At 71.7% G+C, this 10,894-nt stretch carries 11 protein-coding genes and 1 pseudogene; 5 read left to right on the top strand and 7 right to left on the bottom strand.

All coding sequences use genetic code 11. The features are described from left to right. Positions 1–8 precede the first annotated feature (8 nt). Positions 9–1,535, top strand: a complete 1,527-nt coding sequence (locus ACFY1S_RS25250; protein ID WP_387122685.1) for an OmpL47-type beta-barrel domain-containing protein — start codon at positions 9–11, stop codon at positions 1,533–1,535. Positions 1,536–1,567: 32 nt separating this feature from the next. Next, the gene (locus ACFY1S_RS25245; RefSeq protein WP_387122682.1) at positions 1,568–2,545 is read left to right on the top strand and encodes a hypothetical protein; all 978 of its coding nucleotides are present in this window, start codon (positions 1,568–1,570) and stop codon (positions 2,543–2,545) included. Between the two features lie 68 nt (positions 2,546–2,613). On the opposite strand, the pseudogene ACFY1S_RS25240 reads toward ACFY1S_RS25245, so the two are convergent. The 3 genes and pseudogenes from ACFY1S_RS25240 to ACFY1S_RS25230 all read right to left on the bottom strand — a co-directional run. Further along, positions 2,614–2,703: pseudogene (locus ACFY1S_RS25240) on the bottom strand (IS5/IS1182 family transposase); the annotation flags it as partial. A gap of 36 nt (positions 2,704–2,739) precedes the next feature. Continuing rightward, positions 2,740–2,964, bottom strand: a complete 225-nt coding sequence (locus ACFY1S_RS25235; protein WP_387122679.1) for a hypothetical protein — start codon at positions 2,962–2,964, stop codon at positions 2,740–2,742. An 85-nt stretch (positions 2,965–3,049) separates the two neighbouring features. Beyond that, entirely contained in the window at positions 3,050–3,295 is a 246-nt protein-coding gene (locus ACFY1S_RS25230; RefSeq protein WP_387122676.1) for a hypothetical protein, read from the bottom strand. Positions 3,296–3,462: 167 nt separating this feature from the next. Here ACFY1S_RS25230 and ACFY1S_RS25225 point away from each other — a divergent pair, with 167 nt between their 5' ends. Next, entirely contained in the window at positions 3,463–4,221 is a 759-nt protein-coding gene (locus ACFY1S_RS25225) for a DUF1275 family protein (protein ID WP_387122673.1), read from the top strand. 22 nt (positions 4,222–4,243) lie between these two features. Here the strand turns inward: ACFY1S_RS25225 and ACFY1S_RS25220 are convergent, their stop codons facing one another. Then, on the bottom strand, positions 4,244–5,605 hold the full coding sequence (locus ACFY1S_RS25220; protein ID WP_387122670.1) for a serine hydrolase domain-containing protein: 1,362 nt from the start codon (positions 5,603–5,605) through the stop codon (positions 4,244–4,246). A 234-nt stretch (positions 5,606–5,839) separates the two neighbouring features. Here ACFY1S_RS25220 and ACFY1S_RS25215 point away from each other — a divergent pair, with 234 nt between their 5' ends. Continuing rightward, positions 5,840–7,219, top strand: coding sequence for an FAD-dependent oxidoreductase (locus ACFY1S_RS25215; RefSeq protein WP_387122667.1), 1,380 nt, complete (start codon positions 5,840–5,842; stop codon positions 7,217–7,219). A 43-nt stretch (positions 7,220–7,262) separates the two neighbouring features. On the opposite strand, the gene ACFY1S_RS25210 is transcribed toward ACFY1S_RS25215, so the two are convergent. The 3 genes from ACFY1S_RS25210 to ACFY1S_RS25200 form a co-directional block, all read right to left on the bottom strand. Then, positions 7,263–7,739 carry a heme-degrading domain-containing protein gene (locus tag ACFY1S_RS25210; protein ID WP_387122664.1) on the bottom strand — a complete coding sequence of 159 codons (477 nt, stop codon included), beginning with the start codon at positions 7,737–7,739 and terminating at the stop codon, positions 7,263–7,265. Positions 7,740–7,773: 34 nt separating this feature from the next. Next, entirely contained in the window at positions 7,774–9,234 is a 1,461-nt protein-coding gene (locus tag ACFY1S_RS25205; RefSeq protein WP_387122661.1) for an SDR family NAD(P)-dependent oxidoreductase, read from the bottom strand. A 194-nt stretch (positions 9,235–9,428) separates the two neighbouring features. Then, positions 9,429–10,451, bottom strand: a complete 1,023-nt coding sequence (locus ACFY1S_RS25200) for a polysaccharide deacetylase family protein (RefSeq protein ID WP_387122658.1) — start codon at positions 10,449–10,451, stop codon at positions 9,429–9,431. Between the two features lie 70 nt (positions 10,452–10,521). On the opposite strand from ACFY1S_RS25200, the gene ACFY1S_RS25195 reads away from it, so the two are divergent. Continuing rightward, positions 10,522–10,734, top strand: a complete 213-nt coding sequence (locus tag ACFY1S_RS25195) for a hypothetical protein (RefSeq protein WP_387122655.1) — start codon at positions 10,522–10,524, stop codon at positions 10,732–10,734. The last annotated feature ends 160 nt before the right edge of the window (positions 10,735–10,894 follow it).

Raw genomic sequence — 10,894 nt, 5'->3', positions numbered from 1 at the left:
GAGACACGATGATCAGACGCCTCACGGCTGCGCTGTCGGCGCTGCTGCTCACGGTGACCCCGTTTGCCGCGACGCCCGCCTCCGCCGCCCCGATCGTCGCCGACCAGGTCCTGACCTGGACCGCCGACGACGACACCACCCGCTACAAGTCCGTGCCCACCCAGGCGGTGGCCGGCCCGACCACGATCATCTGGGAGAACAGCGCGGCCACCGGCAACACCACCGGGATGCCGCACACGCTCACCTTCGACACCTCCACCGAGGGCTACAACCACGACGTCACACTGAACATCCTGGCCAACCCGTTCGACGCCAACGACGGCCGCCACCAGGCGACCGTGACGCTGACCCCGGGCCGGTACCGCTACTTCTGCGCGATCCCGGGGCACAGCCAGATGGTCGGCGAACTGGTGGTCACCGACGGCGGAGGTGGTGAGGACACCACCGCGCCGACGGTCTCCGCCGCCGTGGCGGGTGACCGCGACGCGGACGGCAACTACATCGGCGCCGCCACGGTGACCGTCTCGGCCAGCGACGCCGGATCCGGTGTGGACACCGTCGAATACCAGGTCGACGACACCAGCTTCCAGCCGTACACCCAGCCGGTCCGGCTGACCGCCGTCGGCGACCACTCGGTGCAGTTCCGCGCCACCGACAAGGCCGGCAACACCAGCGCCGTCGGCTCGGTGGCGTTCCGGATCGTCGAGCCGACACAGGAGGACACCACCGCGCCTGTGGTCACTGCCGCGCTGGCCGGCGACCGCGACGGCGACGGCAACTACATAGGTACGGCCACCGCCACGCTGACCGCCACCGACGCCGGTTCCGGTGTGGCCACCATCGAGTACGCCCTCGACGGGGCCGCCTTCACCCCGTACACGAACCCGGTAGTGGTGACCGGGGTCGGGGCGCACATGCTGCACTACCGGGCGACGGACGTCGCCGGCAACACCTCGGCCGAGCAGATGGCCCACTTCACTGTCGTCGCACCGGCGCAGGAGGACGAGACCCCGCCCACGGTGTCCGTCACGGTCACCGGCACCCGGAACGACGACGGCGGGTACGTCGGCGCCGCGACCGTGACCCTCACCGCCGCCGACGACGGCTCGGGTGTGGCGTCGGTCGAGTACGCGCTCGACACCGGGGCGTGGACCGCGTACACGGCCCCGGTCACCGTGGGCGCTACAGGCGCGCACACCCTGCGCTACCGGGCCACCGACGCCGCCGGGAACGCCTCCACCGAGCAGTCGACGTCGTTCACAGTGGTGGCCGACGGCACCGACGCCTGCCCCGCGTCCGACACCCGGGCCACAGTGGTCGTCGACGGTGACGACACCGGAGTCGCCAACGTCGACACCGGTGACGGCTGCACCATCAACGATCTGATCGACGAACAGGCCGACTACCCGGACCACGCCGCCTTCGTCCGGCACGTCGAGACGGTCACCGCCGCGCTGGTGACCGGCGGAACGCTCACCAAGCGGCAGCAGGGCGCCATCGTCCGGGCCGCGGCCCGATCGGAGGTCGGCGCATGAGTCCTCGAATCTCATCGACAGGGAGAACCACGATGCCCGGACGTACCGTCGCCAAGCTGGCCACCGTGAGCGCCGTCGTCGCCGCCTCGGTGCTGACCGTGGCGCCCACCGCCCACGCCGACCTGGTCACCCACTGCATCGGCACCGGCGGTGCGGTGACCGTGCCCAACGACCTGTACGTGCCGGCCGGCGAGTCCTGCGCGCTGACCGGCACCACGATCACCGGCAACGTCACGGTCGCGGCCGGCGGCAACCTGGTGGTGACAGGTGGACGGGTCAGCGGCGAGGTACGCGTCGCCGCCGACGGCTACCTCGACGCCACCGACACGACAGTCGACGGCCAGGTGGTGCTGGCCGCCGGCGGGTACGGGATCTTCCTGAAGGACGCCCGGACCGGCACGGTGACCGTACGCCCGAAGGGCTCGGCGACAATCGACAGCTTCCTGTTCGCCGAGGCGTCGACCGTCGCCGGGAACGTCACAGTCGGCGCCGGCGAGATCCGACTCGACAGGGGCACCCAGGTCGAACGCAACCTCAGCAGCACCGGCACCTACTACACCGACGTGCACGACTCGTTCGTCGACGGCACCCTGTCGGTGCTCAACAGCGCCACCGGCAGCGTCGTGTGCGGCAGCGCCGTACGCGGCAAGGCCACGTTCGCCGGCAACCTGGGCGGGGTGCAGCTCGGCCCGAACGGCGGGCTCGACAGCTGCGCCTCCGGCGGGTACTGGGGCGCGGACGTCAGCGTCACCAGCACCACAGGTGGCGTCACCGTCGACGACAACATCATCAACGGCGCGTTGACCGTGACGGGCAACGAGCCGGCCGCCCAGGTGGCCGACAACAACCGGATCCGCGGCGGCGTGACCGGTGACCAGGCGCCCGCGAGCGCCAACCGGGCGGCCCGGATGGCCGCGCCGGACCGGGAGGACGCCGGCGACGAACGCGCCGAGGTGCGCCGTACCTCGGCGGTGCGCGAGGCCACCGAGGCGGGCGCCGCCCGGCTGTAGCCGATGACGCGACGGCGGCCGGTGACCCGTGAGGGAGACCGGCCGCCGCCGTACGTCGTGGCCCGGACACCGAGGGGGCCGGCGCTGACCTGCACGTTCATGCCGTGACGTCGGTGCTTTCCGGAGTAGCAGGGCTTCTGATCGGCGACCCGGTCGATCTGCGACCAACCTGTCCGTCCCGGCCCGGGCCGGCCTCAGTCGCCCGAGATCCAGAGATATCCGCGCGCCCGGGTCGCCTCCTCGATGAGCGCCCCCAGCGCCCGCACGTCGACCCGGAGCTCCGGTCTGCGGCTCGCGATCTCGTCCAGCTCGACGGTCAGCTGCGGCAGCTGGATCAGGTTGATCATGGTGTCGCCGTAGGAATCGATCCTCGACACCAGGTGGTCGTTCCACACCGTGGACACCCACCTGCGGGCCATCTACGGCAAGCTCGGTGTCCGGAGCCGGGTGGCGCTTCCCCGAGCCTGGGACGCCCGGGGAAGCGGCGGCTGGGCCCGCATCCCGTCAGCGGACCCGCCCTGGGTGGACGGCCTCTCGCGCGGTGGGCGCCGGCGGGTCGACCCGGGACGGAAGAAACAGCGCGCGGACCGGCCCGATGCCCTGGGCCGCGGCCGCGAACGGAATGGCGACAGAGATGAAGATCGGCGCCAGGATGCTCCAGAGGGGAGCGCCGACGACGATTCCGGCAACGGCCACGAGGGCGAACGAATAGAGCTTCAGGCGCATTCTGGCCGTGCGGGCCGGGTCCATCGCATCCTCCTTCTCCGTGCGGTGTCGTCGCAAGGCGGCTGGTCCTCGCGCCTCGTGTCTCTTCTGCCTACCATTCCGCGCTGGATTCGCCTGGGGAATCGCGTGATCGTGCCATTCGGCCGCCCCGAGGGGGAGTTTTACGGCATGCGTTTGGGGAAGGGTGTCAAATGTCTAAGGGCCCTGACGGATCCGGACGATCGACCCAGGTCTCACCGGACCGGTGGCGGACGACCGACGTGGCCTTCCGGGCGCCTTTGTTCGCGCTGACGACGAGCATCGTCCTGGCCGGCGTGGTCGACGGTTTCGCGATCCTGCGGTACGGGGTCTTCGTGGGAAATCAGACCGGAAACGTGGTTTTCGTAGGTGTGGGACTCGCCGGGCACCTTCCGGCCTGGCAGTCCGCCCTGGCCTCTCTTGTCGCCTTCGGTCTCGGTGGTCTGCTCGGTGCCGGCCTCCGACGGATCCGGGCAGCCGGTCCGATCACGCCACCCACTGTGGAACTGGTGGTCATGCTCGTGCTGCTCGTCGTCTGGGGACTTGTCGACACGGGGCTCGACTCGGGTCACGACTCGTCGGCCGAACGCACCCTGCTGACCGCCCTGTGCGCCTTGCCCATCGGCATCCTCGGTGGCCTCGTGGTCCGTACCTCAGGTGTCCAGACGGCGACGTCGTACCAGACCGGGACCCTGCTGCGCACCACCCAGGGGCTCGCCGAGTGGGTCTTCGGTCGCGGCGACACCCCACGTGTCCGTCGGCTCGCCCTGATCGGGCTGCTCTGCCTGGTCAGCTATGCCGTCGGAGGAGCCGTGGGTGCGTCAACGCAGGACCGTCCGATCCGGAGCTTCGCGATCGTCTGGGCGTTGGCCCTGGTGATGATCGCCCTCACCCTCGGCCGGCGGTCGACGCAGGAGCGTACGCGACGGTGAGGTCGCGAGGGGTCGACCGGGCTCAGCGCACCTTCGCGGCCAGCAGGTCGCCGACGGCCGCACGGACCGGGTCCGGGTTCGCCCAGCTCCAGTTGGGGTGTGCCCGGTTGGTGAGCAGCGCGAGGACGAGTTCGCGGCCGGGATCCACCAGGAGCGAGGGCCCGGCGAACCCGGTGTGGCCGAAGGTCCGCGCCGAGGCCAGCGCGCCCATGAACCAGGGCTGGTCGAGCACGACCCCGAGGCCGTGTGCCGAGGTGCGGCGGGGGCGCTCGGGGTCGACGGCAGGTTTCCCGGCGTTGAGGTTGGTGAGCATCCGTCGCACCGTCGCCGCCGCGAGGATCCGCCTGCCCCGGTAGGTGCCGCCGTCGAGAAGGAGCTGACCGACGGCGGCGAGATCGGTGGCGGTGGCGAAGATACCCGCGTGACCGGCGATTCCGCCGAGGTGGTTGGCGACGTCGTCGTGGACGGTGCCGCGCAGCAGGCCGCGCGACGAGCGGGCGTCGGTGGCGACCAGGCGGGTGGCCCGGGCGCCGGCGGACAGCCGGGTGGTGGGGTTGAAGCCGGTGTCGCGCAGGCCCATCGGGCCGGTGAGGTTTGTCGTGAGGGCCCGGTCGAGGCGTTGACCGGTGACCTTCTCGACGATCCTGCCGGCGACCATGAGCCCGACGCTGGAGTAGCGGAACGTGTCACCGGGCACGGCGCCGGAGACCAGCGGCGTGGCGAGCACGGCGTTCCAGCGGGCCGCGTTGTCCGGCAGGCCGGTGACCTTCGCGCCGACGGGGAGGCCGCTGGTGTGGGTGAGCAGCATCTCGACGGTGATCCGGTCCTTGCCGGCACCGGTGAAGCCGGGCAGGTAGTCGCGGACCGGCGCGCCCAGCTCGACACGTCCCCTGTCGACCTGCTGGAGCAGCAGGATGGCGGTGTAGACCTTGGTGACCGAGGCGAGATCGAAGACGGAGTCGGGTCGCATCGCGACGCGTTGGTTCGCGGGGAGCAGCCTGGGGCCGGCCCCGTACCGCAGCGCCTCACCGACGGCCGTGTGCACAGTCGTCTTCCCGCCGACCAGGACGACCGCGACCGCGCCGGGGAAGCCCTTGTGCTGGACGGTCTGCGGGGTGCCGGGCAGGTGCCGGCGGAGCAGGGCGGTCACGTCCGCGGCGTAGCGGGCCTGACCGGCGGGCGGTGCGACACCACTCGGGGACGGGGCACCGGAGGCCGCCGGGCTCTGCCCGGCCGCGCCGAATCCGACCCTGTTGCCCGCGTCGGTGGTGACCGCGCCTGTCGGGCCGTCGCCGACGGCCGCGCCGTGGTCGCCGCAGCCGGTCACGGCGGAGGTCGCGGCGGCCAGGCCAGCTCCGAGCAGGGTACGACGGGCGATGGGCATCGGGTGATCGTGACAGCCGACGGAAGGTGACGCCAGACCGGTTCACCCGAACGTCGACGTCGTCCAGCGTGCTGGCCGGTATCCGACACCCGGGTGGAGCCGTCCGGGCGACGTCCGACGTGTGTGCAACGATCGATGGGCATTGTCTGAACGGCCGCCCACCGCCCCCGTCCCGCGTAGCGTCCGCCGACGGGCTCGGGGACGCGCCACGCCTCGTAACTCTTGGAGAGCACGATGCCCCTCTCTCCGGCACAGGTCTTCGCCGCGCTCAACGCCGCACCGCCTCCCGGCCAGGCGTCGCCGGTCGTGGGCAAGGCCGTCGTGGTCGGCGGCAGCGTCGCCGGGCTGCTCGCCGCGCGGGTGCTGTCCGACTACGCGCAGAGTGTTGTCATCATCGAGCGTGACGACCTCCAGGTGGCCGGCGAGCGGCCCGGTGTCCCGCAGGGCACGCAGCTGCACGCGTTGCTGCCCGGTGGGCTCCTCCAACTCGAACGGCTGTTCCCCGGCTTTCGCGAGCAGGCCCTGGCGGCGGGGGCGGTCGAGGCTCGGCCCGCGGCCAGACGGACGTACCTCGACGGTCGGTTGAAGGTTGTCGTGCCCGACGACGCCGACAGCCTGGCGGGGAGTCGGCCGCTGCTGGAGGGGCTGATCCGCCAGCAGGTGCTCCGGCTTCCCAACGTCAAGACGGTGGTCGCCCGCGCCACAGGCCTCGTGTTCGACGGGGCCGCCGTCGCCGGGGTCCGCTGCGATGTGGACGGACTGCCGGGCGCGGAGAGCGCCGACCTCGTGGTGGACGCCATGGGGCGGTCGAGCAGACTGTCGGACTGGCTGGAGCAGGGCGGCTGGGAGCGGCCCGTCACACGGCGGATGACTGTGCACCTGAACTACGCGACGGCGCTGTTCCGGCGCACCGAGGTGAGCCCCGACCTGGCGGTCGTCATGGCACTGCTCAGTCCGAAGATGTCCTCGGACGTGGCGGGCGCCGCGTTCTTCGCCATCGAGGACGGCAGGTGGATGGCCATGATGGCCGGGTACGGCGACCACCGCCCGGGTCGTACCGCCGAGGACTTCGTACGCCGGCTGCGCGAGCAGTTCCCGCCGGAGTTCGGCGAGATCGCCCGCAGCGAGATGATCGGCGACGTCCGGACGTACGCGCACGCGGACAGCCGGCGACGGGACTTCCACGCGTTGGCACGGTTCCCCGCCGGGCTCATCAGCGTCGGGGACGCCGTCGCCTCGTTCAACCCGGTGTACGGGCAGGGGATGACCGCGGCCGCGCTGCACGCGGCGTGCCTGTCGACGTACCTGCGCTCCGACCCGGACCTGAGCGTGCCCGCCCGCGCGTACCTCGACATGCAGAAGGTCGTGGTGGACGCGGCCTGGTCGATCTCGACATCGGCGGACCTGGCGCTGCCCCACGTCGAGGGGCCCTACCCGCGCGGCTACCGGCTCTCCAGCTGGGTCGGCCGGCAGATCGTGGCGGCGACGGTCACCGACGTCGCGGTTGCCAGGCGGTTCAACGACGTCGTCTCGATGCGGGAGCATCCGCGCACGCTTGGCACCCCGGGGATTCTCCTGCGGTCCCTGGGCGCCAACCTGCGCGCCCGCCGCTGACGCTCGCCCGTGGGCCGGGCCCACCGGCCCACGGGCGGCGGGGTCAGCGCGGGAGTCTGCCGAGGATGTCGACGACGAAGCGGTGGTCGTCGAGCTGCGGGAGCCCGGACACCCCGAACCAGCCCACGACGCCCGTGCCACGAACACGCAGCGGCACCGCGCCGCCGGCGGCGGCGTACCGCGAGGCGGGCAGGCCGAACTTCTCGGTGAGCGTCGTCTGCTTGTCCTGGCAGAGCCGGGCCATGTACAGCGACGAGTGCTCGAATCGCATGACCACCCGACCCTTGCGGCGCAGCCACCCGTCGTTGTCGGCGGTCGAGCCCGGCAGACCGCAGTGGAACAGCTGACGCCCGGCCCGCCACACACCCACCGAGACCGGGAGCCGCTGCTGCGCGGCGGCCGTGACAGCCAGCACGCCCAACTCGTACGCGTCGGTCTCGGTCAGGCCTGCGAGCTCCAGCTCGCTCTCCTCGCGCAGCAGGTCGTCAAGCGTCGGCCACTGGTCATGGTCGGATGACATGTGTCTTCTCCTCGTCGAGCGGGCGGAACGTCGATCACCAGGCGCAGGGCGCGTAGTCCTTCAGGAAGACCCCGTGCAGGTCCTCGCCCTGCTCGCCGCGCACGATCGGGTCGTACACCCGCGCGGCGCCGTCGACCAGGTCGAGTGGGGCGTGGAAACCCTCGTCGGCCAGGCGCATCTTCGTCGGGTGCGGCCGCTCGTCGGTGATCCAGCCGGTGTCCACGCTCGTCATCAGGATGCCGTCGGTAAGCATCTCCTGGGCGCTGGTGCGGGTCAGCATGTTCAACGCGGCCTTGGCCATGTTGGTGTGCGGGTGCCCCGGCCCCTTGTAGCCGCGGCCGAACTGGCCCTCCATCGCCGAGACGTTCACCACGTACTTGCGGCGGGCCGGCGCCGCGGCCATCGCCGGGCGCAGGCGGCTGACCAGCACGAACGGCGCGGTCACGTTGCACAGTTGCACTTCGAGCAGTTCGACCGGGTCGACCTCGTGCACCCGCTGGACCCAGCTGTTCACCGGGTCGAGGTCCGGCACCAGGCCGCCGGCGTCGATGGCGGTGGACGCGGCGATCCGCTCCGGTGAGGCCGAGCCGCTGGTCAGCGCCAGGGCGGTGAGCGCGTGCGGGGTGAGCGCGGTCGACTGCGGGCCGGCGGTCAGGCTGCCCGCCGGGCCGCCCTGGCCCTCGGGCTTGGCGAACGTGATCAGCTCGGGCAGCGGACCGTCCGGCAGGGCCGCGGACTCCGCGGCCGCGAGCTGGGCGTACGCCCCGGGGGAGCGGCGAACGGTCTGCGCCGCGTTGTTGATCAGGATGTCCAGCGGTCCCTGGCTGCTGACCGAGTCGGCGAGGGCGATCACCTGGGCCGGGTCGCGCAGGTCGATCCCGACGATCCGCAGGCGGTGCAGCCAGTCGGCGCTGTCCGGCATCGCGGCGAACCGGCGGACCGCGTCGTGGGGGAAGCGCGTGGTGACTGTCGTGTGCGCGCCGTCGCGCAGCAGCCGCAACGCGATGTACATGCCGATCTTTGCCCGGCCGCCGGTCAGCAGGGCGCGCCGGCCGGTCAGGTCGGTACGGGCGTCGCGGCGTTCCCGGTTGAGCGCGGCGCAGGACGGGCAGAGCTGGTGGTAGAAGGCGTCGACCTCGCGGTAGCGCTGCTTGCAGATGTAGCAGCCGCGCGGGTTGTGCAGGAAGCCGGCGGTGGTGCCGGTGGTGGGCGAGGCGAGGGGGATGCCCTGGGTCTCGTCGTCGATCCGGCCTGGGGCGCCGGTGGCGGTGGCCTCCGTCACGGCGCGGTCGGCGGCCAGGATGGCGTCCCGCCGTTCCTCGCGCCGCCGCTGCTTGATCACCTTGTACAGCTTCGCGGTGGCCCGCTGCACCCGCACCACGTCAGGGTGGTCGGGCGGCAGGGACTCCAGCGCCTCGAAGACGCTGAGACAGGTCTCCAGCCGGTCCTGGTCGATCCCATCCTGACCGTTTTCGGTAATGCTGTCCGCCGTCATGCGTCTTCGTCTCGTCCCGTTCCCCACGCCGGATCATTCCGGCCCGCCCACGTCCGACCCGAAACTGTACGCACCTGGGTGGCCGTGCTGCACCCCACGCGTCGGCACGTCGGCGGGGTGAGAGGTGGTGGCACGGGGTGGCCGTGCGTGGCGACCGCCGAGTCGCCACGCACGGCCGGTGGAGCCGTCGGCGTTCAGCCGGCGGTACAGGAACGGATCTGCGGTCGGGCACCGCTGTTGCCGTTGAACATCGTGGTGAAGCCGAAGGTGTTGCCGCTGCCGTTGGACCGCATGGTCATGTTGCCGCTGCCGTCCCAGGAGGCGGTGCCGTTCCAGGTGGTGGAGACCTGCTGGGGTGAGGGGATCGCCACGACCACGGTCCAGGTGCTGGCGCCGCTGACCGTCACCGAGGTGTTGTACCGGTCACCCCAGACGTTCGTGGTCGTCGCCGTCGCTGTGCAACTGCCGCTGGGCGGCGGGGTGGTGCCGCCGTCGGTCGGTGGGGTGGTGCCGTCCGGCGCGACGGCGCGTCCGGTGGACGGCGAGATCATGCCGGGGCACAGGTTGCGGCTGGTGAGGTTGGCCATGATCTGCGGGATGGCGTCGCGGGTGTTCTGGATCCCGTCGTGCATGAGGATGACCTGCCCGCTCTGCAGCCGGCTGGCGTTGGAGACGATCTGGCTGACGCTGGCGCCGTTCCAGTCCTGGGAGTCCACGTCCCAGATCACCTGCCGCATACCGAGTGACGAGGCGACGGACTGCAGGGTGCCGTTGGTCTCCCCGTACGGCGGGCGGAACAACTGCGGTCGGCTCCCGGTGGCCGACTGGATCGCCGAGCTCGTCTGGGACAGGTCGGACTGCATCTGCGACTGGCTCATCGAGGTCATGTGCGAGTGGTTCCAGCTGTGGTTGCCGACCCACATGCCGGCGGCCACCTGCGCCTGGGCCGCCGACCTGTTGTTCTGCACGTTCTGCCCGACGTTGAACATCGTTGCCCGGACGCCGTTGGCGCGCAGCACGTTCAGCAGCGCGCTGGTGCTGCCTGTCGGTCCGTCGTCGAAGGTCAGCCCGACGTAGCCGTTGCAGGTGGCGGCGCTCGACGGGGTGGCGGTGGCGGCGATGACGACGCCGCAGGTCGCGACGGCGGTGGCGAGGACGGCGAGCGCCGCGCGAAGTCGCTTGGGCCCTCCGACCGTGCCAGCGGAGTCTGTGCTCATCTGGTGCCCCTTCGGCCAAGCCCGCACGCGCCTGGACATGCGGCGGCGCGCGGCGGACAGGTGGGTATGGGTGGGACGGTCGATCGACACCGACGAGGCTCATCGCATCGACCTGAATGAATCGGAGTATTGCAGCGTGATTTCCGGCACGTCAACAACTTCCGGAAGTGCTCCGGAAGCGCCTGCATCGGGCCTTGGATGGTTCGACCGGGTGTTCGGCAGTGACCGGATCGCGGAGCCCGGACTTGATGATCATGGACAGCCGCGGCTATTCGTCAGATGATCCGGAATGCTGTCGAAACTTTCGACGAGTCCCGACACGCGTGTGGCGGGGGGGGGGGGGGGGGCCCCCCCCCCCCCCGGGGGGGGGGGGGTGGGGGGGGGGGGGGCCCGGGGGGGCCCCCCGCCCCCCCGGGGGCCCCCCCCCGGGGCGCCCGCGGCCC

It is taken from the genome of Micromonospora sp. NPDC000663 (assembly GCF_042898105.1).
Classification (GTDB): Bacteria; Actinomycetota; Actinomycetes; order Mycobacteriales; family Micromonosporaceae; genus Micromonospora.
Note: the sequence above shows the minus strand (reverse complement) of the source record. Positions and strands in the feature narration are given on the sequence as shown.